Origin of the sequence: Balneicella halophila, assembly GCF_003096835.1 — a bacterium.
GTDB lineage: Bacteria > Bacteroidota > Bacteroidia > Bacteroidales > Balneicellaceae > Balneicella > Balneicella halophila.
The window spans coordinates 65427-90041 of record NZ_QENZ01000005.1; the positions used below are offsets into that span (position 1 = coordinate 65427).

At 34.8% G+C, this 24615-nt stretch carries 23 protein-coding genes; 9 read left to right on the plus strand and 14 right to left on the minus strand.

All coding sequences use genetic code 11. The features are described from left to right. Positions 1 to 84: 84 nt before the first annotated feature. On the minus strand, positions 85 to 999 hold the full coding sequence (locus C7377_RS07350; protein ID WP_116496708.1) for a DMT family transporter: 915 nt from the start codon (positions 997 to 999) through the stop codon (positions 85 to 87). Between the two features lie 24 nt (positions 1000 to 1023). Then, a complete protein-coding gene (gene folE / locus C7377_RS07355) occupies positions 1024 to 1575 on the minus strand; it encodes a GTP cyclohydrolase I FolE (protein WP_394336367.1) in 552 nt (183 codons plus the stop codon). A 209-nt stretch (positions 1576 to 1784) separates the two neighbouring features. Here folE and C7377_RS07360 point away from each other — a divergent pair, with 209 nt between their 5' ends. The 4 genes from C7377_RS07360 to C7377_RS07375 all read left to right on the plus strand — a co-directional run bounded on the left by C7377_RS07360 (position 1785) and on the right by C7377_RS07375 (position 7114). Next, positions 1785 to 2603, plus strand: coding sequence for an enoyl-ACP reductase FabI (locus C7377_RS07360; protein ID WP_116496710.1), 819 nt, complete (start codon positions 1785 to 1787; stop codon positions 2601 to 2603). A gap of 154 nt (positions 2604 to 2757) precedes the next feature. Further along, a complete protein-coding gene (gene gyrA / locus C7377_RS07365) occupies positions 2758 to 5265 on the plus strand; it encodes a DNA gyrase subunit A (protein ID WP_116496711.1) in 2508 nt (835 codons plus the stop codon). 16 nt (positions 5266 to 5281) lie between these two features. After that, entirely contained in the window at positions 5282 to 6439 is a 1158-nt protein-coding gene (locus C7377_RS07370; RefSeq protein ID WP_116496712.1) for a tetratricopeptide repeat protein, read from the plus strand. A 168-nt stretch (positions 6440 to 6607) separates the two neighbouring features. After that, positions 6608 to 7114, plus strand: a complete 507-nt coding sequence (locus tag C7377_RS07375; protein WP_116496713.1) for a hypothetical protein — start codon at positions 6608 to 6610, stop codon at positions 7112 to 7114. A 74-nt stretch (positions 7115 to 7188) separates the two neighbouring features. Here the strand turns inward: C7377_RS07375 and C7377_RS07380 are convergent, their stop codons facing one another. From C7377_RS07380 to C7377_RS07435, 11 genes are all read right to left on the minus strand, one after another. Next, entirely contained in the window at positions 7189 to 8271 is a 1083-nt protein-coding gene (locus C7377_RS07380; RefSeq protein ID WP_116496714.1) for a baeRF3 domain-containing protein, read from the minus strand. A 175-nt stretch (positions 8272 to 8446) separates the two neighbouring features. Next, positions 8447 to 8917, minus strand: coding sequence for a rhodanese-like domain-containing protein (locus C7377_RS07385; RefSeq protein ID WP_116496715.1), 471 nt, complete (start codon positions 8915 to 8917; stop codon positions 8447 to 8449). A gap of 32 nt (positions 8918 to 8949) precedes the next feature. Beyond that, positions 8950 to 10719: an aminopeptidase P family protein gene (locus C7377_RS07390; protein WP_116496716.1), complete on the minus strand. Its 1770-nt coding sequence runs from the start codon at positions 10717 to 10719 to the stop codon at positions 8950 to 8952. Between the two features lie 3 nt (positions 10720 to 10722). Beyond that, positions 10723 to 11622 carry an NAD-dependent epimerase/dehydratase family protein gene (locus tag C7377_RS07395; protein ID WP_116496717.1) on the minus strand — a complete coding sequence of 300 codons (900 nt, stop codon included), beginning with the start codon at positions 11620 to 11622 and terminating at the stop codon, positions 10723 to 10725. Between the two features lie 4 nt (positions 11623 to 11626). Further along, the gene (locus C7377_RS07400; RefSeq protein WP_116496718.1) at positions 11627 to 12277 is read right to left on the minus strand and encodes a phosphoadenylyl-sulfate reductase; all 651 of its coding nucleotides are present in this window, start codon (positions 12275 to 12277) and stop codon (positions 11627 to 11629) included. A 50-nt stretch (positions 12278 to 12327) separates the two neighbouring features. Further along, on the minus strand, positions 12328 to 13410 hold the full coding sequence (locus C7377_RS07405) for an alanine racemase (protein WP_116496719.1): 1083 nt from the start codon (positions 13408 to 13410) through the stop codon (positions 12328 to 12330). A 3-nt stretch (positions 13411 to 13413) separates the two neighbouring features. Further along, positions 13414 to 13854 (minus strand): GNAT family N-acetyltransferase, encoded by a 441-nt coding sequence (locus C7377_RS07410; RefSeq protein ID WP_116496720.1) that lies wholly within the window; start codon positions 13852 to 13854, stop codon positions 13414 to 13416. Between the two features lie 141 nt (positions 13855 to 13995). Continuing rightward, positions 13996 to 15708, minus strand: a complete 1713-nt coding sequence (locus C7377_RS07415) for an alpha-amylase family protein (RefSeq protein ID WP_116496721.1) — start codon at positions 15706 to 15708, stop codon at positions 13996 to 13998. A gap of 94 nt (positions 15709 to 15802) precedes the next feature. Then, positions 15803 to 16564 carry a metallophosphoesterase gene (locus C7377_RS07420; protein WP_116496722.1) on the minus strand — a complete coding sequence of 254 codons (762 nt, stop codon included), beginning with the start codon at positions 16562 to 16564 and terminating at the stop codon, positions 15803 to 15805. A gap of 439 nt (positions 16565 to 17003) precedes the next feature. Further along, entirely contained in the window at positions 17004 to 18116 is a 1113-nt protein-coding gene (locus C7377_RS07430; protein ID WP_116496724.1) for a metallophosphoesterase, read from the minus strand. Between the two features lie 12 nt (positions 18117 to 18128). Then, complete coding sequence (locus C7377_RS07435; RefSeq protein WP_116496725.1) at positions 18129 to 18920, minus strand: SDR family NAD(P)-dependent oxidoreductase; 792 nt, start codon at positions 18918 to 18920, stop codon at positions 18129 to 18131. A gap of 102 nt (positions 18921 to 19022) precedes the next feature. Here C7377_RS07435 and prfB point away from each other — a divergent pair. Next, a protein-coding gene (gene prfB / locus C7377_RS07440) for a peptide chain release factor 2 (protein WP_116496726.1) occupies positions 19023 to 20118 on the plus strand; the annotation gives its coding sequence in 2 pieces (ribosomal slippage) (positions 19023 to 19085 and positions 19087 to 20118; 1095 coding nt in all). A 4-nt stretch (positions 20119 to 20122) separates the two neighbouring features. On the opposite strand, the gene C7377_RS07445 is transcribed toward prfB, so the two are convergent. Then, positions 20123 to 20470 carry a hypothetical protein gene (locus C7377_RS07445; RefSeq protein ID WP_116496727.1) on the minus strand — a complete coding sequence of 116 codons (348 nt, stop codon included), beginning with the start codon at positions 20468 to 20470 and terminating at the stop codon, positions 20123 to 20125. Positions 20471 to 20746: 276 nt separating this feature from the next. On the opposite strand from C7377_RS07445, the gene C7377_RS07450 reads away from it, so the two are divergent. The 4 genes from C7377_RS07450 (at position 20747) to C7377_RS07465 (ending at position 24518) form a co-directional block, all read left to right on the plus strand. Next, positions 20747 to 22087, plus strand: a complete 1341-nt coding sequence (locus tag C7377_RS07450) for an MBL fold metallo-hydrolase (protein ID WP_116496728.1) — start codon at positions 20747 to 20749, stop codon at positions 22085 to 22087. A gap of 3 nt (positions 22088 to 22090) precedes the next feature. Further along, positions 22091 to 22831: a class I SAM-dependent methyltransferase gene (locus C7377_RS07455; RefSeq protein ID WP_116496729.1), complete on the plus strand. Its 741-nt coding sequence runs from the start codon at positions 22091 to 22093 to the stop codon at positions 22829 to 22831. 65 nt (positions 22832 to 22896) lie between these two features. Beyond that, the gene (locus tag C7377_RS07460) at positions 22897 to 23724 is read left to right on the plus strand and encodes a universal stress protein (protein WP_116496730.1); all 828 of its coding nucleotides are present in this window, start codon (positions 22897 to 22899) and stop codon (positions 23722 to 23724) included. 5 nt (positions 23725 to 23729) lie between these two features. After that, positions 23730 to 24518: an MBL fold metallo-hydrolase gene (locus tag C7377_RS07465; protein ID WP_116496731.1), complete on the plus strand. Its 789-nt coding sequence runs from the start codon at positions 23730 to 23732 to the stop codon at positions 24516 to 24518. Positions 24519 to 24615 lie beyond the last annotated feature (97 nt).

Consider the following 24615-nt stretch of genomic DNA (forward strand, 5'->3'; position numbering starts at 1 on the left):
ACACAATGGAATAGTCAATATTTAAATCAGAATAATGTTTTCTTAGCGATAAACAATGAGGATTTTTCCAAAAATCATTAGAACTTAATTTAGTTTAGCTTTGTTTTTATAGGAGAAGAAAACTGAAATAACCGCCCCAGTAAGCAGGAGTAAGGCTCCAAAAGCAGAAACTAATGAAAGTTGTTCGCCTTCGATCCATGTGATACTCGTATGATAGATTATAGTCATAATTACTAAAGTGATGATTGGGTTCAAAATAATGATGATGCTCACTTTGTAGGCTTGAGTGTATTTAAATGCTAAAGCTAGGAAACCATAGGCAAATAGTGTGTTTAATCCTAAGAAGACAAGAAGAATCCATTGCCAATTAGCTAAGTCATTAAATTCATTGAAATCAGTAGCAGGCATAAGCATAATCGCAGGAATACCATAGATAAATAAATTAAGAAGTTGGGGGTCATATTTAGCGACTAATTTTTTTTGCAAAATAGCATAAACAGTCCAGCTGACTGCCGCAAACCCTGTCCACAAAAAACCTTTGTTGAACGATTCTACTTCAACAAAATGACTAAGCTGGTTGTTGTAAAATAATAGTAATCCGATAATGGCAATTGCAAAACCAGTTAATTGCCATTTGTTGACTTTTTCTTTGAAAAATAAAATGCCACTAAGGGCTAATAATATTGGTCCTATTTGTATGACTATCTGTGCCGTCGATGGTCCTGTGTAATGGAGTCCGTATATATATCCGATATAGTTAAATCCGAGGCAAACTGCTGCAATAAATAGGATAATAGGAAAAGCTCGAACAATAGATAGTAACTTAGGTTTAACTATGATAAAATAAAACAGCAAAATGCCTGCTGCAAGTGTGAAGCGAAACCATGCTACCTCTACGGGGCCAACATATGCTAAGGCAACCTTCATTAGCACAGCTAAGAATCCCCAAAGAATGGCTGTGACACAGGCTGATAATATTCCTTTTAAGTTATCACTCATGATCGCTTACAACAGCATAATGAATTAGAGCAAAGTAGTTCCGATTAATCGAATAAACTCCTCACGAGTCTTTAATTGGGTCTTGAAAGCCCCAGTAAAATCAGACGTAGTTGTTATAGCATTTTGATTCCGTACACCTCGCATACACATACATAAGTGTTTTGCTTCTATAACCACGGCTACACCCAAAGGGTCCAATGTGTCTTGAATACAATCTTTGATTTGCATAGTCAATCGCTCTTGTACTTGCAATCGTCGGGAAAAAGCTTCCACAACACGTGCAATTTTACTCAAGCCGGTAATAGTTCCATTGGGAATATAAGCAACATGTGCTTTCCCTATGAAGGGAAGCATATGGTGCTCACAAAGAGAGTACATTTCAATATCTTTGACTAGAACCATTTGTTTATAATCCTCTTTAAAAAGTGCTGCCCGCAATATTTCTCGCGGATCTTCAGCATAGCCTTTGGTAAGATATTGCATGGCTTTAGCTACACGTTCAGGCGTTTTTAGTAAACCTTCTCTTTCGCTATCTTCTCCGAGTAATTCTAAAATGGCTTTATAATGTTCAGTCATTTTTTGAATGCGTTTCTCGTCGTATTCTAACTTTATTTCAAAATCTGGACTATTCATATGATGAATTAAATAAAAAAATAGTACGCGAAAGTAGCAAAAGTAGTTTGGCTTACCAAACTCGAGCAATAATGGCAAGTTGATTTTTATAAACTATTGCTTATATTTGTATAATAATTCATACGAGAAATTACGCTCAAAATATAGTAAATATGGGAAGTCTATTAAAAGGAAAAAAAGGAATCATTTTTGGGGCATTAAATGATATGTCCATCGCCTGGAAAGTTGCTGAACGTGCCTATGAAGAAGGTGCTGAAATAGTTTTGACCAATTCGCCAATGGCATTGAGAATGGGTACAATCAATGAGTTAGCTGAAAAATGCAATGCTGAAGTAGTACCTTGTGATGTTACCAAAATGGAGGACATCGAAAAATTGGTTGATAGAGCTATGGAAGTATTTGGCGGGAAATTTGATTTTGTACTTCATTCAATAGGTATGTCACCTAACGTTCGTAAAGATATTGACTATGCAGAACTCAATTATTCTTTCTTAGATAAAACATTGGATATATCTGCTATTTCATTTCATAAAGTACTCAATGCTTGCTATGCGAAAGATGCTATTAATGAATGGGGATCAGTAGTTGCCTTAACCTACATGGCTGCACAGCGCACAGTGTTCGGATATAATGATATGGCTGATGCTAAAGCATTATTAGAATCAATCGCTAGAAGCTTTGGTTATAAATACGGAGTCAGAAACAAAGTGCGTATTAATACTGTTTCGCAGTCGCCAACAGTAACTACTGCAGGTAGCGGGGTAGGTGGATTGAAAGATTTACTCGATTTTGCGGAGAAAATGTCACCACTGGGAAATGCAGATGCATTAGATTGCGCCAACTATTGCATTAGTTTATTTTCAGATCTTACCAAGAAAGTTACCATGCAAAATCTTCTAAATGATGGAGGTTTTTCAAGCATGAGTATGAGTGAAGAAGTAATGAAACAATACAAAAAAGGAGACAAATAATTGTTTCTAAAAACCAATAAAGAGATGTGGGAGTTTTAGCGATAAATTTCCACATTTTTTTGTGCATTTAGAATATCTAAATTATGTGGGTTGCATTATAATAAAAACATATTTTTTTGTATTTTTGTGAACCTATTAAATTGAAAGAAAATACATGAGTTTGGAAGAGAAGATTATTAAAATCAATATAGAAGACGAAATGAAGTCTGCGTATATTGATTACTCGATGTCAGTGATTGTTTCCAGAGCCTTACCAGATGTACGTGACGGGTTGAAACCTGTACACCGTCGTGTCCTTTACGGAATGAATGAGCTGGGCTTAACGGCAAACAAATCACACAAGAAATCAGCGAGAATTGTCGGAGAAGTTTTAGGTAAGTATCACCCACACGGTGACAGCTCTGTTTATTATACTATGGTGCGTATGGCTCAAGACTGGTCATTGCGTTATCCTTTGGTTGATGGACAAGGTAACTACGGTTCTGTAGATGGCGATAGCCCTGCAGCTATGCGTTATACAGAAGCTAGAATGGAGCGTATTGCAGAAGAAATTTTAAAAGATTTAGATAAAGAAACCGTTGATCTCTTACCTAATTTTGATGAATCACTTACTGAGCCTTCAGTTTTACCGACACGTTTACCTAATTTGCTTTTGAATGGAGCATCAGGAATTGCCGTAGGTATGGCAACGAATATGCCTCCGCATAATTTAACCGATACTGTTAATGCTATCTGTACTTACATAGATGATAATGAAGTAAGTATAGATACGCTTATTGATATTATAAAAGCTCCGGATTTCCCAACAGGCGGTACTATCTATGGTTACGCTGGTGTTCGTGAAGCTTTTGAAACAGGACGTGGTCGGGTAGTAGTAAGAGCTACTACAGAAGTTGAAACTACTTCTTCTGGTCGTGAGAAGCTGATTGTTACAGAGATTCCTTATTTAGTAAATAAGGCAGACTTAATCAAAAAAATTGCCGAACTTGTAAATGATAAGAAGATAGAGGGAATTTCTAATATAAACGATGAGTCAGACCGTAATGGTATGCGTATTGTGATTGACCTAAAAAGAGATGCCGTTGCTAATATTGTACTTAATAAATTGTATAAGTACACTGCAATGCAATCGACTTTCAGTGTGAATAATATTGCTTTGGTAAATGGACGTCCTTCAATGTTGAATCTGAAAGATTTAATCAAACACTTTGTTGACCATCGTCATGATGTTGTGACTCGCCGTACACAGTACGAATTGCGTCAGGCTGAAGAAAAAGCACATATTTTAGAAGGATTAATAATCGCTAGTGATAATATTGATGAAGTAATTCAAATTATCCGTTCTTCGAAGAGTAGAGATGAAGCTCGCCAACGGCTGATAGAACGTTTTGAATTATCGGAAATTCAAGCCAAAGCCATTGTAGAGATGCGCCTGGGACAGTTAACAGGACTGGAACAAGATAAGTTAAGAGCTGAATATGCTGATCTTCAGAAACTGATTGCTCATTTAAAAGATATTCTTTCAGATATTACGCTTCGTATGCAAATCATCAAGGATGAGTTGATAGAAATCAGAGACAAATATGGAGATGAGAGACGTACCAAAATAGAGTACGCTGCTGAGGAATTTAACCCAGAAGATTTCTATGCTGATGATGAAATGGTGATTACTATTTCACATGAAGGATATATTAAAAGGACACCGCTTACAGAATATAAAAGCCAACACAGAGGTGGTGTAGGAGCTAAAGGTGCTGCTACAAAAGATGAAGATTTTGTAGAACACATGATAATGGCTACGATGCACAATACTCTTCTGTTATTTACAGAAAAAGGGCAGTGTTTTTGGCTGAAAGTTTATGAAATACCAGAAGGTTCTAAAAACTCTAAAGGACGTGCAATCCAAAATCTTCTAAATCTAAGTAGTGACAATAAAGTAAAAGCATACATAAATGTAAAAACGTTGAATGATGAAGAATACATCAACAACAATTACATTATGCTTTGTACTAAGAAAGGAATTGTAAAGAAAACAGCACTTGAAGCCTACTCGAGACCACGAGTAAATGGTGTGAATGCTGTAACCATTCGCGAAGGTGATCAGTTATTAGAGGCACGACTTACCAATGGGCAAAATGATATATTGATGGCAGTACGCTCTGGTAAAGCCATTCGTTTCCACGAAGAGAAAGTTCGCCCGATGGGGCGAACAGCTACTGGAGTTCGTGGTATTACCTTGGCTAGCGAAAAGGATGAAGTAGTAGGTATGGTGTGTATCAAAGACAATGAAAACATACTCGTTGTGTCTGAAAATGGTTACGGTAAACGTTCTGATGTTGATGATTATAGATTGACCAACAGAGGTGGTAAGGGAGTTAAAACAATTAATATTACTGAGAAGACCGGTGAATTGATTGCAATGCTTTCTGTAACTGATGAGCATGATTTAATGATAATCACTCGCTCTGGAATTACTATTCGCATGGCGGTTGCTGACCTTAGAGTAATGGGACGTGCAACACAAGGGGTGAAATTAATTAACCTATCAGAAAAAAGTGGTACGATTGCTGCAGTAGCTAAGGTAACAACTGAAGATGTAGAAGATCAAGATAGTAGTTTGGAGGACAAATCTTCAGATGCAGAAACAGATAATATAGAATAATAAAAAGTAAAAAGTTATGAAAAGAGTAAGTATTTTATTGGCAGTTTTAATGATTGCTGTAGGAGCGATAGCTCAAAAATCAAAATGGAGAGAAGCAAATAGCTACTTATCCAAAGGTAAATTAGATCAAGCTAAAGAAAGCATTGATACAGCTTTGAAAGATGCATCTTTGCAAAATGAAGCTAAAGCATATTATACTAAAGGAGAGATTTATCAAGCAATAGCTCAAGACCCAACAGGCTTGTTTCAAAAATTAGATGAAAACGCAGCTAGCATGGCTTATGAAGCATACATGAAGGCATTGGAGTTAGATTCTAAAGGAAAATTGAAGAAAAAAGTTAAGATTAATGTGATTAATTTAACAAATGCTTTAGCGAATGAAGGTGCTAATGCTTTTGAGAAAGAAAACTATAAAGGTGCGGTTGATCGTTTTGAAAAGGTATTGGAAATTCAAAATTCTGATTTAGTAAAGATGGAGGGTATTGACACTGCAATGATGTTCAATGTTGCTTTAGCTGCTGAGAAGGCAGAGGATTATGATAAAGCAATTAAATATTATAATGAAGTAAAGGAATATGGATACCAAGAAGCTAAGACTTATGCACGCCTTTCTGCAGCTCTAAAAGGCGCTGGTAAAGAAGATGAAGCAACTAAAGTATTAGAAGAAGGTGCAGAAAAATATCCTAATGACTTAAATATCATTTTTGAATTAATTAATAAGAACCTACTTGGCGGAACTCCTGAAAAAGCTGCAGAGTATGTAGATAAAGCAATAGAGTTAGAGCCAAATAATGCATCTCTTTATAGAGCTAAAGGTTCTATTTATGAAAAAACAGGTGATATTGAGCAAGCTAAAGTATGGTATGAAAAAGCCGTAGAAATGAATCCAGATGATTTCGCATCGCAATACAACGTTGCTGTGATGTTACTCAAAGCTGTTGAAAAACGTAGAGAAGAGGTAAACGATATTATGGATCAAGCAGAATATGACGCTGCTGTTGAAGATTTATATGATCGATATGCGGAAACATTACCATATTTTGAAAAAGCACATAGTATTAATCCTGAGGATGTAGGTACTATCCAAATCTTAAAAGAGATTTATTTCAAGTTAAGAGAACGCTCTCCAGAGATGATGGAAAAATATGAAAAATATAATGCGATGTTACAATAAGATTAACCTTGCATGATATAAGGAAATGGAGCAATAACTTGCTCCATTTTTTTGTCACTTTATGCATAAAAAGGTATAGTTATAATCAAATAAAACCAATTAAAAAAATAGATATTATGAAATTAAAATTTGTTAGTTTATTTGCGTTTTTTTATAGCGCTGTTTTTTGTGTCATGTGATGATGACAACGATGGAGTAAAAGCACCTATAGACATTCCCACACCTGTAAAAGATGTGGAGTTTCCATTTGCATCATTCGATGGATCTAAAATTCCAGTAATAGGTCCTATAGATTTGAATTTTGATGCAGATCAATATCTAAAGGACAATGTACCTTTGGCTACCATTGATAATGTGAAGTCTGCAAAATTGAAAGACTTTATTGTGGAGTTGGAAGATAGTAGTTTTAAAGGTGATCTTACGGCAATCAGAGATGCTGAAGTGTATCTAAAAGCAACAAATCCAGATCATGAAGAAATAAAAGTAGCATGGGTTATAGGAAATACAAATGGTGAGAAAATTGAGTTTGAAGTTGATGACAGTATAGAATTGTTACCTTATTTTAAGGCAGAAGACCAATATTTATATCTTAGAAACATAGTAGGAGGTGATGGTTCATTAACTACTTTCACAGTTAAGTTAACTCCGAAGTGGGAAATGAGTTTTGGTGTTTAAACCTTTAATTTAAACAAATTAAAAGAGCTATTTCATTCGAAATAGCTCTTTTTGCTTTTACCTAAGTTCTTTTATTAGAATCTTTTAATTAGCAAAATATCTCCAAAATCATTTAATTTCTCTTTGTCAGTAAAGATTACCTCACCATCCTTAGACCAAACTTCCCAAGCGATTTTACTGACGATATCATCAGTGGTGTTTTGTTGATCTGAGACATTCTCTGCAATCTCGAAATTTCTTTCATCTTTAAAAACTACAGATTGTTTGTAGTCCTGACTTACAATGAGTATTTGTCCCAATCCATCAATAGATGCTTTATATATTTCCTGAAGATCTGTGAGTACTCTTCCTTGTGAAACAACTTCTTCCGCAGATGCTATAGCTGCTTCAGCTTTTCTATTCTTTTTATCAATAATCAACTTATAAGCTTGTTCTGTTATATGATCTTTGTCAGTATTATTATAGTCAATGGAAGCAAAACCAAGGTAAGCTTCAGGTCGATTAGCGACTTCAAGAAGTTTGTTGTAATTATCCGCAGTGCAAATTACAACACATGGCTTCTTCGCTTCGTTATAAATGTCTACAAATGCTTTGTCTACATTGTTTAGATACTCCCTAATCAAACTATCCATATATTTGGGATCGCTTTTCTTTTTAGCATTTGGTGCATAATATCCACTTTCTGGATAAGGAAAATCCTCGTTTTTTATTTCATTCACTATAGCTTCATCACTCGCTTCATATAAATCCACGCCACCTTGAGAGAGCACCATAATATAATAATCTCTTTCTTTCGTGTAATTTTTGATTAACGGACGAATAACGAAGCTTTCAGAAACGACATATCTTTCTATTTCTGTTTTACGCTCCAAGCGGATAATCTCCTTCTCATCATTTGAGATGAATATGTGTATGCTTTCAAGATTATAATTAGAGTCAATATCTTTTTCTAAGCTTCCGAGTTTATCTAACAATTTTGATATCTCCCTCTTATCATATTTATCTAATAACTCTTTTTCAGCTTTTGAAATATAATTTTTTAATTTGATGTCATCTTTCTCATTATCCGGATGGCTCCTGTGAGTATTAAATGATATGGTGAGACAGGGTGTATTACTTACTTTTGCTAATTTTTCTAACTGTTTGTGTAGTGACATAATAAATTAGTTTTAAATTAATAAATAGTGTGAAAAATGAACTTCTAAAAATAAAATTATTAGTTTAATAGAAGCTTCTACTATATGAGGCTCAAATACCATGCAATAGTTCATGAAAAATAAAAACCTTCTTAGATTTTAGGCTAAGAAGGTTTTTACATTTATAACTTAGTCTCTATTTTTCAATCGTCATATACTGAAACATTCCATTTTCGTTACAGAGTAAATATCCGTTTTTTCTCCATGATTTAATACCCCCAGACAGAATGAAAACATTTTTATAACCAAGTTCCTTTAAAGTTGTAGCTGATAATAAGGAACGCCCACCGCTCTTGCAATAAACGACAATATCTGCATCAGCATCTTTTAAAACTTCTTGTACTTTAAATTCTAACATGCCCCTAGGTATCCATTTGGAATTATTAATATGCCCTATCATTCTTTCCTTTTCTGTTCGAACATCGAGAATAGTTATGTTTTCCCCAGATTCAATCATTTCATGAAGTTGCTCGGCACTTATTTGAGTAACTTTATCTTTATTTTCTTGGACAATTTGTTTGCCTGTTTTGATGTTTTCATCTACATCTTGTGAAAAAAGAAGAACAGGAAGTAATGTAATGATGAGTGTTAAGACTTTTTTAAGCATGACTTTAAATTTTAGTTAGTGTAATTATTAAATTAAATGCTTTTACAAACTTCTTTTAACCAATTTTTATGTTCTTCATCTAGTTCAGAACTCAGATTTTGATATACCCACTGGTTGTATTCGTTTAACCATTTTAATTCCTCATCATTAAGAAGTTCTTTAATTATAGGTTCAGTAAAAAATGGACAGATGGTTAAGGTCTCGTGTGCATAGAAGTTTCCGAACTCAGAAGTTTCATCTTCTTTACATAGGATAAGATTTTCGTGACGAATACCATATTCTCCTTCTCGATATAGACCTGGTTCGTTGGAGGTAATCATTCCGGGTAAAATTTCTTGATCTTTTAATTCTTGACGGATGCTTTGTGGACCTTCGTGTACGTTTAAAAAACAGCCCACTCCATGCCCAGTTCCGTGACCATAGTTTCTTAAGTTTTGCCAAAGTGGTTGTCGGGCAATAGCATCAATGTTGCATCCCTTAGAACCCTTTGGGAATCTTGCTAAAGTCAGTGCAATCATTCCTTTTAGCACTAGAGTGTAGTCCTTATTAAAAATTTCTGAGGTGTTTCCTAAAGGTATAGTTCGAGTAATGTCAGTAGTTCCCTCAAGATACTGGCCACCAGAATCCAGTAAAAGAGAGCCACTGTCAGTTAGAGACTTTGCATTTTCAGCTTTTGCTGAATAATGAACAATCGCACCATTTTCATTGTATCCGGCAATAGTTCCAAAACTTGCACCTTGAAATCCTTCCTGTTCGGCGCGGAAAGAAAGTAGTTTTTTGCCTACTTCATATTCACTTAGAGGTTCAGAACCTACAGCTTTTTTCAGCCAATAAAGAAAATGAACTAAAGCTACCCCGTCTTTTTGCATAGCTTTCCGCATCCCTTCGATTTCAGTAGCATTTTTTACGGCTTTCAGAAGTTGGGAAGGGGGAGTGGCGTAATAAAAATCGTTATCGTCTTGCAATCGTTCAAATATTGTTTGATTGCTATGTGCAGCTATTAATATCCGTTGATTTTTTACATTGGTTAAATATTGGAAAAAATCTTCATATTCAGCTAATCTCACATTAGCTTCGTCCAATTGTTTCTTGACAGTTGGACTACATTTTTCCATATTCACAAACAAAGTTGCATCTTCGTTAGTAATTAAGAGATAACTTAAAAATACAGGATTATAAGCTACATCAAATCCTCGAAGGTTTAGAATCCATGCAATATCATCCAAACTGCTCACTAAATGCATTGTTGTATTTGATTCCTGCATTTTTTCTCGAATAATCGCTAACTTATCTTTGGCTGATTGTCCTGCATACTCTAGAGGTTGAGTGATTATGGGTTGCATTTCACCTGCAATACGAGTATCCCAAAGTTTAGCCAATAGCGGTAAATCTTTGACCTTGATATCTTTTACAGCCAACTTTTGCTCCAGCAATTGCCAATCATCATGAGCACAGCATAGTCCATTTATTGCTACAGTTCCGTCACGCTCAACCTCGCTTTTTATCCATTCCATATAATGAGGAAAACCTTCTATTCCCTGTTTGAATAATTCAATGCCACTGTTTTTTAATTCCTCGGTAGCTTGTACAAAATATCGTGAATCTGTCCAAAGCCCTGCTTTGTCAAGAGTTACTACAACTAAGCCAGCCGAACCTGTAAAGCCAGACAGCCATTCACGTTCTTTCCATTCTTCGGGTAAATACTCACTCATGTGCGGATCAGCACTGTAAACGATAAATGCATTAACCTGATGTTTTTGCATTAACTTTCTGAGTGTCTTTAATTTTGTAGGCGTATCCATATCTTAATAATTTAGATTTGACAATAATTCTTCAATGCCAGTAGTCAATGAAGTCTTAGTTTTTATAATTTTCTGTGTTGTTTCGTCTGATTCGATGATATTGTCTTGAAGTCGTAAGTGATGACTTGTAAAAGTGGCTTCTAAATTTGGATAAAAACTTTTCAATGATTCGTAGATACCCATTCCGTCCCAATGTTCACTATTCGCAAGATATATAGATTGTTCTGGAGTTGTTAAGCTAAGATAGCAGATGAGTTGGGCTAAATCATTTACATGAACTGCACTTTGCTTATGTAGACCATCTGCATCTAACTGCAAGAGAGCATTGTATTTTGCATCGAAGATGCGCTTGTTTAATCCATAACTAAAATCCATGGCAGGATTGTAACCATATATGTCAGGTATCCTTACGATAGCAACTTCGCATTTATTTTCGAGCGTTTTTACATACTTTTCAGCACGGAACATGCTATGAGCATAAGGTGTTTCGGGCATTATTTCATTGGATAAATTGATTTCTTTGTTACTTTGTCCATAAACCTCTGTAGAGCTTAGGAAAATAAACCGTTTTACAGAATGCTCTTCCATTAAGTTTATCAGGTTAGCTGTACCCCAGTGATTGACCTGCTCCATATAATGATGAAAGCGTTCTGGCTGTTTAACAGTTGCTAAATGAACTGCAGTATCTATATCTTGCAGTGATTTGCTTAACTTATAATTGTCTAAAATGTCCCCTTCAATAAACTGAATTTTAGAGCTTTTGACAACTTGTTGTAATAATACATGCTTCCCTTTGCTAAGGTTATCGAAAATTCTTATTTCTTCAACGTCTTTATTACTGATGAGTTGTTGTACCAAGGCGTTGCCTGCGTAGCCAGCACCTCCTGTTATGAGTACTTTCATTTCTTTATTTTACTAGATCTGTATTTAATCCACATTCTGTTTTATTCATTCCAAACCAGCGAGAAGCTCGTTCGTCTCCCAATATCATTTTTCGCGTACAAGGTTCACAACCGATGCTCGAATAACCTTCTTTATCTAAAGGATGATGAGGGATATTATGCTCTTTTAAATATTTAAAAATATCTTGTTTACTCCAATCTAACATCGGATGAAAACGCAAAGTGTTGTGTGGTGCTTTTTGTTCTGGTTTCATTTGTTTCCTTACAGCACTTTGGTCGGCACGTACACCATTTATCCAGACATCATACTTCGTCAATACACTGTCTAAAGGTACAACTTTATTAACATGGCAACAGCGTGTAGGATTTTCTGTAAATAGAAACTTCTCTACACTGTTTTTTTGTGAAGATTTTGGTGTTTCAGGATTTATATTGATAATGTTCAAATCGAACAACTCACCTATTTCATCACGAAATTGTATTGTCTCAGGAAAAAGAAATCCAGTATTGATAAAATAAATTGGAATTTCTTTATCAATTCTACTGATGATATGTAATAAAACTAAACTGTGTGTTTGGAATGAAGATGAAGAAAACAAACGCAAATCATGCGCTTGGTATTCTTCAATCTGTGTTTTTATCTCTTCAAATTTCATTATCAACAAAGATAATAAAAAGTATGCCGAGTTTTGTATGATTTCGTATGTTAGGAGATAGGGTTTATCACTTTCTTATCGATATATTTGGAATTGATAATTCTCAAAATACCCATATAGTTAAGTTTGAATTCAAGCAAATCGCCAACTTTATAATTTTTAGGATTGTTTTTCAAGTCTATCACTAACATATCTGAACTTGCCCCCACAAATTCAATATTTTCATCAGTAGGGAAGATATGTTTTTGCTCTACATCTAACAAACCCACATCAATAATTGCTCTGTATGATTTCTCACCAAGTTTTGATTCATCAAATTCAAAAGAGTCTCCTTCTAAGTTGGTGCCAAATTCGCCAGTAGGAACTACGGGCTTTTCAATCAATTCAATAATTTGTGAATGCAATGTGAAAATATCACTTTCCATAGATTTGATAAGTGTTTCGTGATAAACATCTGTGCCTAAAAACAAAGTTTCACCCACTCGGAAGTGATTAATTCCTTTAGGTAAGATCTTTTGAAAGATTAGTGGTATTGTTACAGATGAGCCTCCAGAAACAAAGGGGATTTTTTTGTTGAATTTAGCCTCTATGAGTTGCGAATACAGGCTTAGTTGAATGAGTTTATCTTGATTTGGCAGAACTCCGTATAGACAGGAAAGATTTGTGCCTATTCCAATAACTTCAATATTAGGCAACTCGAATACTGATTGAAAAAAATGAATGAAGTCATCACGCATCACGCCCTCTCGTAACTCTCCCAAATCTATCATAATGATGATTTTGTGCGTTTTGTCTTGTTTTTGTGCTTCTTCAGAAAGAAGCTTTATTGTATCAATTCCAGTATTTAGACTTATGTCTGCATAGCGAACAACATTGGGGACAGCACGCTTTGCCGGTGGTTTTATATATATTGTTTCAATATCAGGATTGATTGATTTTATCGACTTCAAATTTGTAACTCGTGAATCACATATTTGCTTGATATCTAATTTCAAAAGTTCTAAAAGAAAAGTTTTGTTTCCACTGAGAATTTTTGAAACTACCGACCATTTTATGTTTTTCTTTGCAAATAACTTATCTAAATACTTAAAGTTTTTTTGAAGTTTTTTTCCGTCTAAAGTTATAAAAGCCATATCTTATTTTTTTAGACGCATTTCAAGGTACGGATTGGTAAAACCAACCTTTTCATACAGGAATATTGCTGGATTGTTTTTCTCTACATGCAAAGCAATATCACCTTCCGTTTTTTCAATAACTTCAGTAATTAGCTTTTTGCCAATCCCTTTTCCGCGAATATTTTTATGTGTTGCGATATAAACAAGAATATTCTCAGGAATATAACCTTTCATTCCTGTTTTGTTTATGACTACTGTTCCACAAATTTGCTCATCTTCATAACCTACTAAAACGAATCCTCCGAATGACTCAGTTTCTTTAAGTGCATATTTCACGCATTGTTGAATTTGTTCCTTAGGGTCTCCATATTCTTCCAATTGCTCATATAGAAAAGAGATGAATTCTTCTCTTTGTTCATTATTTGGTTTACTATCTGGTGTGAAAAGTTTTGTTTTAAACATATAAATCTATAAATATTTAGGTTGAATGTTAAAATTACAAGACAATTTGCACAAATTTCTTGCCTAACTTCTGAAATTTCAAAATACTTTACCATTGTTTAAAGCTATAAATAATTAGATATTGAATTATATTGGAGGTAGCTACATACCGAATTCAAGTCTAAAGATTTTAAATGATGATGGGGTAAGGTTGATGTGTACTCCCTCATTCATTAGTTGTGTCTTTGGTATTTTAAAATACTCTTTCTTTTCTCCACAAATTTCCATTCCAAATATCTTAGCACTATTTGAAATTTCCATTACTTCGAAAGTATGTTCAGGAATTTTAAGTTTAAACTGAAGATTGTCTGTTTTGTTAAAATTCAGCACAAAAAGGAGTCGCTCTGTATTGATGTGTCTGATGTACGCATAAATATAATTTTGGTCTAAACCTTCGCTATCGTTATTGGCATACATTAGGTCATAAAAAGCACCTTCAGCAACAGCCTCATGTTGGCTTATTTCCATGATTTTAGCGTATTGCTTCCTTAATGCTTTTTGCCAGTCGGATAACTTAACTTCATTGAATTTACCTTTATTTGTCCATTTTTGAAATTCTGGCATCGTCCAATAATCAAAAATAGTGGTGCGACCATCATCTCCGCTGTATCCGGAGGCACCATCAGCGGGTTCTCCGATTTCTTGACCCGAGTAAATCATTACAGGCCCAGTATGCATTGTGGCAGTAGCAAGCATTCCTGGAAGTGCTGAAAGAGCATTTCCTAAGAAATGTTTTGAGGCAAGACGTTGCTCGTCATGATTTTCTAAAAAACGCAGCATTTTAGGAAGTTGTGAGTCTAACTTTCGCCATACTTGTGTGAGTGATGATGCACTATGTCCATGTTGCATGATGTTTCTCAAAGTGTCATACAATCCGTCTTTGTCATAAAGATAATCAAAACGTCCTCGCTCAATGTAATCTTTGTATTTGTCAGGATTATAAACTTCAGCAATAAAATGAAGTTCTGGAAATTGTTCTTTTACTTGAGGGATAAGCCATTCCCAGAAAGCTACTGGTGTCATCTCTACCATATCGCAACGGAAGCCATCGACACCTTTTTTCGCCCAGTAGATTATGATGTCTTTCATCTTTTCCCATACGGAAGGTATGGGGTCGAAGTGTTCAGAGTTTCCATCTGAGTAGTTGATACCGTAGTTTAGTTTTACCGTTTCGTACCAATCGTTTTTATCAATATGAGCAGAGAATTTGTCGTTGCCTGTGACCTTAGCTGGTTCTTCATGATACGGAGGACGAGGATTATCCATCGTAGTTCCACACTCTTCGGGCACTTGCAAAGGTTCATCGAGATAGTAAAAGTCATTTTGTGTAGAGAAATGTATCGTGGTATCGTCATCTGTCCCAAAATCGGAAACACCTTTAGGTTTCATATCCGATTTGTAAATTCTAGCTACATGATTAGGAACAAAGTCTATAATAACTTTAAGGTTCTCACGGTGAGTACGTAAAATAAGCTCATTAAATTCTTGCATGCGTCGATTAGGCTTTTCAGCTAAATCAGGATCAATATCATAATAATCTTTGATGGCATACGGGGAACCAGCTTTCCCTTTAATAACACGAGGATTACCATCTTCTATTCCATATTTAGGATAACCTTCTACACAGGCGTGTTCTATTAGACCAGTATACCAGATATGCGTTGCACCAAGTTCTTTTATTCCTTGCAGAGCTTGCGTCGTTATATCATTGAGTTTTCCGCAACCATTTTGTTTGCGTGTACCATTTATTTTAGGCGATCTGGTGTAATTAGAAAATAATCTTGGAAGTAATTGATAGATGATAGGTTTTTGCATATCTGAACTTTTTGACTTGAATCACAAATATACTAAATCTACACGTCTTTAATAAAAGTATAATAATACATTTTGGTTAAATATATTGGCGCTGTTAAAGCAAGGGAACTAGGTGGATTACTACTATTTCTGCATTAGTTCCAAGTCGCATCGGAGGTCCTGCAGTGCCAATACCTTGAGAAACAAAAATTGATGTGCTTTTATAGTGGCTCAATCCTATATTGTATGGGAAGAAGTAATCTGAAATCTTTGTTACAGGCCACATTTGCCCACCATGAGTATGACCTGCAAGATATAAATCAACCGCGTGTTTGTTCGCATATTTAATACCATCAGGACTGTGGTGTAATAATATAGATGGTTTGGTTTTTATTGGAGCTAATTCATCTAAGACTTGCTTTATCGTTGATTTTGTAGATGTTGTATGTCTGCTATGGGTATTTTCATCTTTAACCATATGATTAAGACCAATAACCTGTATCCCATTCCATTCTATCATTTCGTTTGCAAGCACCTTAGCACCGTACTTCTTCGCTTTTTTCAATACGACGGGGGCGTTCACTACAACATCATGATTACCTTCTACAAAATACAAAGGGGCTTTAAGTTTCGAAAGTGGGGCAAAATGTTTGTCTTTTAAAGTTATGGTAGCATCTAAGTAATCTCCTGTGAAGAATATTATATCAGGATTTAGTGCATTTGTTTTATCAATTATCTCCTGTAGATACTCTGCATTAGATCGAAAACGACCTATATGTATATCAGAAAGATGTACTGCTTTGAACTTCTTTTTTAAACCTCTTATTTCAACCGTATGTTCAGTAATTTGATTTTTTTTGCTGTGGTTAGTACCCATAAGTACACAGAATAGCCGTAGAACCTATGGTAAAAAAATTAAAATATTTTGGAGGGAACTTGATTAATAGATATAGAAAATCAAAAAAATAGATGAGATTAAGAAATATAGTACAAATCCCATGGTAAAGACCCCACAGAGATAGATAAAATGGCTTAGTTTATCTGTTTTACTAATAAATGCAAACACTGCTAGATAAGCGAAAATTGCTAAAAAGAAAAAGCCTAAAAAATAGAAAATCCAACCACTACCACCAATTGACCACATAAATCTCTGTGAAACATACAAAGAACCCAAGACGAGTAGGATAAAAACGGAGATGAGAGTGATATATGGTGACAATTTCGACATAAAAAGAAGCAAATTTTATTAAAAAGCACTAAATGATATTAAAGCAATTTTTATGCCTATACATAGATATGAATTAGATTAAAATAGCCTAGTTAGATGGCGTTAAGTGCAAAATTACAATCTCAGATTTTGTTCCAATTCTTATAGGAGGACCAAAAGTTCCAATTCCTTGAGATACATATATCTTAGTGTTTTTAAAATGATCTAGTCCTTTGTTGTAAGCAAACATATAATTCGCTAAAATGGTGATGGGAAATAGTTGTCCCCCATGTGTATGACCAGTTAGGTACAAGTCTATGCCGTGTTTGTTAGCGTACTCAATACCATCTGGACTGTGGTGGAGTAAAATGGTTGGTTTTTCTTTATTAGGAGCTAATTGATTCAAAACTTTTTTAATTGTTGACTTTTCAGCTGAAGTGTGTGGACTGAAACTATTTTCATCTGCAACCATATGATTTAAACCAATGATTTGTATGCCGTTCCAGTCTGTCATTTGATTCATTAGGACTTTCGCACCGAATCGCTTTGCTTTTCGCAATATTGCCGGAGCATTTGTACTCACATCATGATTTCCTTCAACAAAAAATAAAGGGGCATTAAGCCTTGTAAGTGGTGAAAAGAATTTATCATCCAAAGCGATAACTGCATCTAAATAATCGCCAGTAAAAAATATAATGTCGGGATTTTGGGCATTCGTTTTCTCAATAATCTCATTTAAGTATTCAGGATTGGAACGAAAATGTCCTATATGAATATCTGTAAGATGTACTGCTTTTATAGGCTTAGGCAAACCAATTATTTGAATTGTTTGTTCTGTGATATGTATTTTCTTGCTGTATAAATAGCCACCAAAAAATAAAATAAATGAAAGGCTTATCGTAAGGTAGTTAAAATATTTCGGAGGAAATTTAATGAGCAAATGGATAAAATCGGCTAAAAGCGTTGAGCATAAGAAGTATAAAGCCAAACCCATTGAGAATGCTGAGATTATGTATACTACATGGCTTAAAGTATCTGTTTTGTTCAAACATAGAAACAAGCCAACAAAAGAAAGAATGGTAAAAGCAAAAAAACCAATAAAAAAGAATATCGTTTTGCCACTGCCGAGCGACCAAACAAAACGCTTAGAGACATATAGAGAACCAAGTATAAGTGCAGTGAGTAAAAGAGTTGGGACTAAATAAGGTGTTAATTTTAGCATAAGTAATTTATCTTATTTTTTGAATTGTTGCATTTTATAAACCTGCTTTAATACGAATCTCTTTGGGGAAAAAGGAATAAGTTTCATTAGCATTTTAAGTGTCCCGTTTACTCCAGTTACACATTTAAGTTTGCCTTTGAGCATTGCATCATAGCCATCTTTTGCAACTTTTTCGGGTGTAGCCGTATTGTCAAATAATACTGTTTTATCCATATCTGAAATTTTACCAAATTCAGTATCAGTAGGTCCTGGCAGGAGTGTTGTTACGGTCACATTTGTTTTGGTGTGGCGAACTTCTTCATTGATAGCATAGCTGAATGAAGTGACAAATGCCTTAGTCGCATAGTAAATTGACTGAAGAGGACCCGGCATCCAGCTTGCAGTTGAAGATACATTTAGAATTTTTCCATGGTTTCGGTTTACAAAGTCTGGAAGAAATAAAGCCGTGAGTTCTGTTAGTGCTAAGATATTTAGTTTAATCATATCGAGATTTCTATTGATATCTTGCTTATGAAATTCCCCAATGCCACCAAATCCGGTATTATTGATGAGGTAATCAACTTGTATATTTTGTGATTTTATTTCATTATATAGCTTTTTAACGGAATTCTCTAGAGTGAGATCTTTGGTAATTACCAATACTTTAACCTTGTATTGTGCTTCCAATTCTTTTTTAAGTTGTAGTAATTTATCTTTACGTCTAGCTACTACAATAAGATTTCCACCTTTAGATGCATGAATTTTAGCAAATTCTTTGCCCAATCCACTACTTGCTCCTGTGATAAGTGCTGTTTTATTCTTCATCTCTGTGTTGTTATCTTAGAACAAATATACATATTATCGAGAACAAGAAAAGACTATTATTTCAGAAAGAAGTATCTTTGCAAAAAGAAAAATATAGTAGCTATGATTACACACGAGCAATTAAAGGACAGTATAAGACGCTCCGAAGCGTTGGGGAGGTATCTTTGACATCGAAGATAAACGAATAAAATTACACGAAGAAGAATTGCGTACGCAAGCACCTGACTTTTGGGATAATCCTAAAGAGGCAGAGATGCAACTCAAAAAAGTACGAACTCTCAAAAATTGGGTTGATGAGTATGAGAAAGTAACGGCTTCGGTAGCTGATTTATCCATATTATATGATTTTTTTAAAGAAGGAGAGGGTACAGAGGAAGATGTCGACAAGCAATATCAGAAAGCAATTCAATTGATTGAAAAATTAGAATTGAAAAATATGCTCTCTGAAGAAGAAGATGCTTTGAATGCGGTTTTACAGATAACAGCAGGTGCAGGCGGTACAGAGAGTTGCGACTGGGCAGAAATGCTCATGAGAATGTATGTGATGTGGGCAGAGAAAAACGGCTATAAACTCAAAGAGCTCAATTATCAAGCAGGGGATGTCGCAGGCATTAAAACCGTAACCATAGAGATAGAAGGTGATTTTGCTTTTGGCTACTTAAAAGGCGAGAACGGTGTTCATCGCTTGGTACGTATCTCACCATTTGATAGTAATGCAAAGCGACATACTTCGTTTGCTTCCGTTTACGTTTACCCATTAGTTGATGATACTATTGAAATAGAAATAAAACCTTCGGAATATACTTTCGAGACAATGCGCTCAAGTGGTGCGGGCGGTCAGAATGTGAATAAAGTTGAGACGGCAGTTCGTCTACGTCACATTCCAACAGGTATCGTGATTGAGAATTCAGAAACTCGTTCACAGTTAGACAACAAGGAAAAGGCAATGCAGTTGTTGCGTTCTCAGTTATACGAAATAGAGATGCAAAAGAAACAGGCGGAGCGAAACAAAATAGAATCAGAGAAGAAGAAAATAGAATGGGGTTCGCAAATCCGTAACTATGTGATGCATCCCTATAAATTGGTGAAAGATGTACGTACAGGACATGAAACAGGTAACGTAGATGCCGTTATGGATGGACACATTGACGACTTTCTTAAAGCTTACTTGATGCAAGAAGGCGGAAGTGGGGAATAAAGATTTAAGAGATTTTCTTCTTTCGTGACAAATACTTTATAAAAAACAGGAGTGCACATAATGTACTTAGAAACATTACAACTACCCGGATGATAGCTATGCTACTATTTCTGTCTATGGCTCCTAGAAGGGGTTTTATGAGTCCTATGAGAACAATCACTGTTAGAATAAGTGATACATTTATTGCAATTTTCTTGTGAGCTTTAATTCCACTATTAAGTAATAACAATGCCAAACCTATAAAGGTAGGAATGAGCGCTGTTAATGATGGCGTTTCAGAAGATAAATACCCCCAAAGAGATATAACAATAAGGATTAATGCGTTTTGCAGACTAGCTAGATGTAATTTCATGCAGTAAAAGTAATTAAATTTAGTTGATTGCATAGAATTTGCAGTCATATCTTGATATAAATAGGCGCAGAAAGTTTAGTAGCCACATACTCTTAGTATTTTATTATGCTTGTTGTTCCGTTTTGTCTGTAGTTTAATTATCAAATTGAGTAGTATTTGATTAAAATAAGTGAAGCTGAAATGATTATCTGATCACTATTTTGGGAAACAGATTTTTAAATTCTCTAAAAACTACTTACTTTTATATAGATAACCAGTTTTTAATTTAATTGAGTCATGAAAATAAAACAGTTTGAGTTTACGCCTTTAGCACATTATTCTTACGCCATAATTAGTGGAGATAAGATGGCAATAGTTGATCCATCGAGAAATCCTCTGCCTTATTATAATTATGCTGAGGAGAATGATGCAAAAATCGTTGCTGTATTTGAAACTCATTTGCATGCGGATTTTATTAGTAGCCATTTACAAATTCATAATGAGACTGGAGCAACTGTATATGTAAATAAGCATGCAGAGGCAAAATACCCACATAAAGCTTTCAATCATAATGACACTTTTAAGATGAATGACATTGAGTTTCGTTGCATTTACACACCCGGTCATTCTAGAGATAGCATTTGTATTCTTGCAGAAAGTGAAAATAAAAAATATGCTCTCTTCACCGGTGACACTCTATTCATAAGTGATATAGGAAGACCTGACTTGAGAGAAGCTGGTGGTGAAACCGATGATGAACGAGAAAAATTAGCGAGGATGATGTTTGAAACAATTCAGACAAAATTTTCTGATTTAAGGGATGATGTCATCATTTATCCTACGCACGGCGCAGGCTCGCTCTGTGGGAAAGGTTTAAGTGAAGAATTAATTAGCACATTAGGTAAGGAAAGAAGAACCAGTTGGGCTTTTCAGATTAATAATGAAGAAGAATTTGTAAAAGAATTAACTAGCGGACAGCCTTTTATTCCAAATTATTTCAGCTTTAATGTGGAGCAAAATCGACAAGGTGTTGGAAAAACAGCGATTAATTTTGCTAATGTAGAATTCATAATGGGAAGAACATCAGGGGGTAAAGAAATTATTACCATAGATATGCGTGGCGAAGAAAGCTACAAAGATAACCACCTAGAGAATAGCATAAACATTATGTGTACAGATGAGAATGATGCTATGGAAACTTGGCTTGGTTCTATTGTAAAACCAAACGAACAGTTTGAAGTTATCATAAATTCTGCAGATGATGTTAAAAGAACGTTTGATAGAATTAGCAGTATAGGTTATGACAAAAATCTTAAGAGTATCTCGACTTTAGGCAGTGGTGGATTTTGTAAAATGCACCAGTTTTGTTATGAACATTTTAAAAACAATATGGAACTATACACTATAGTAGATGTTCGCAATAAAGATGAATATGAAGAAAGCAAGGTTTTTGAAAACGCACTAAACTTTCCTTTAGACAAGTTGATGGAAGAAGCTGAAAATATCCCAACAGATAAACCAATTGTGGTGCATTGTGGTTCAGGATATAGAAGTTCTATAGGAAGTAGTATTATTCATAGGCATTCTCCTGATGCTAAAGTGTTAGATATGGGCGAATATATTAAAAAGTTTAACTAGCTTATGAGTTTAAACGATTCTAATAAATTTTATGCAACAATTGCTCAGTATTATGAGTATATTTTCCCTTTAAAGGAAATGAAACTTCGTTTTGCAAAAGAACATATAACCTCAAATTCTAATGTGCTGGATGTAGGTTGTGCTACAGGAGCTTTTAGTATTGCTCTTTCAGAGCATTGTCAAGATATCAAAGCTTTTGATTTGAGTGAAGATATGATAGAGATAGCTAAAAGCAAATTGAATTCTAAAGTTGGTTTTGCTATTGGTAATATGCTGGAGATAGAGAGAGATTATTCAGAGAAGAAGTTCGACGTCATTACGTGCTTTGGAAATACTTTAGTACATCTTTTATCCGAGAAGAAGATTCAATCCTTTCTAAAACAAACACATCAACTCTTATCTAAAGATGGTGTTTTGTTATTACAAATACTTAATTATGATTATATATTGGATAATAATGTAAATGCATTACCCAAAATAGACAATGAACAAATTTGTTTTAAAAGAGTTTATGAATTTAAGGAAGACAATCGTCTTATAGATTTCAATACCGAATTAATTGTAAAAGATGAAAATAAGATAGTGAAAAATAGTTCGTTATTATATGCTATTCGTCCTTTTGAACTGAAAAACCTTTTAGTTGAAGCTGGATTTTTAAGAGTGGAGATGTACAGTTCATTCAAAAAGGATAGGTTGGATAATAAGAAATTACCGTTGGTAATCCAAGCATTTCGAAATAATTGAAAAACCCCCAATTTGGATTTATAGACTTGTAGAAAAAGTGTAAATTAGCAGCAAATAAAAATACTATGGCAAACATAATTTTACCCGTAAATTTTTCAAGAGAAATAAGACGTGCATTGATTTCTTTTATGAAACAAATGGTTCAACATGATAGTTCCTCACATTTTACGTTGTTACATGCTTATGATATTTCTGGCTATGGCACAGCTATGCTACGCGACATGACAGAAGTGTTAGAAAAAAATGCCTATCAGGATTTAGAGCATGAAAAGGAAGAAATGCTAAAAGAGGTGCCTAATGCATCTATAGCTACCTATGTTGGACGTGGACTGTTACCCAATGTGGTAAATAGCTATGAAGAGGATAATAGGGTAGATTTCATGGTAGTGGCTTTAAAAGGCAGTAATATGTTACAAAGTTTACTATCATCAAACAAACCCAGCCAACTTGCACAGAGTTCAAATGTGCCAATGCTTTTCTTGCCAGACGCAGATAACGTAAAACTACCAACGGCAATTGCATTTGGAACTGACTTAAAACCTTTCCAAAATGTTGAGGACTTTAAAAGCTTACTCAACATGGCTAAAATATTAGACGCAAAACTTCATTTTGTATATGTTAACGAAACAGGTGAGAGCAAAAAGTCAGCTTTTGAATCTCATTACGTAGAGCATTTGCAGGATGTAGGATATGATTTTGTTGAAATTGAAAATAAAAATGCTGCTAAAGGTATGATGGATTTCATTAAAGAGAATAATCTTGATGGTATTGGTTTAATAGAACGGAAAAGCGGTTTTCTGCAACGACTTTTTAGTGAGAGCATGCTGAATCAAATGTTAGGTCTGGCAAAATTGCCTATTATGGTTATTAACGAATTAAGAGAGGCAGAATAAATTCTATGCAAGATCAACTTATATTTTTGGGAACAGGCACTTCTCAAGGTGTGCCTATCATAGGTTGTAACTGTGAGGTCTGTTCATCGAAAGACCCACATGACCATCGCTTACGAACTTCAGCACTATTACAATACAAAGATAAAAATATCCTATTTGATACCAGTGCAGATTTTCGCGGACAGCTATTGTCTGAAGGTATTACTAATATTGATTACGTACTTTTCACCCATGAACATCGTGATCATACAGCGGGCTTAGATGAATTGCGACCTATAACTTGGAAACGAGAAGATTCCTTGCCGATTTATGCTGAACAGAGAGTACTGACTTACCTACACGCTGCATTTCCACATATTATGGGCGGGAAACCAAAATATCCAGGAGGAGCAAAGCTACGTGAAGTTGCAGTTGATAAAACGCCATTTGCTTTAAATGATGAAATTCAGGTTATTCCTATTCGTATGACTCACTTTCAAGGGTTACCAATCTTAGGCTTCAGAATTGACAAAGTCGCTTACCTTACAGACTGCAAAACGATAGATAATGAAAATTTAAACAAGTTGAAGGACTTAGATGTTTTGGTAATTAATGCTTTAGGTAAAAAAGAGCATCCTTCTCATCTTAGCCTTTCAGACGCATTGGAAATTATTGACTATTTAAAGCCTAAGCAGGCCTATCTCACCCATATTGGTCATGCCATGGGTTATCATAAGGATGTTCAAAAAGAATTACCTGAAAATGTTTATTTGGCTTATGATGGCTTGAAGGTTTCATTAGTAGCAGTCAAATAGTGTATTTGTAGCAAAGTAGTCACGTTTTAACAGTTTATAGCACTACTTGGTTTTTATTATGAATGATAAACCGTATTTTTGCTTTCTAGAAACCCTC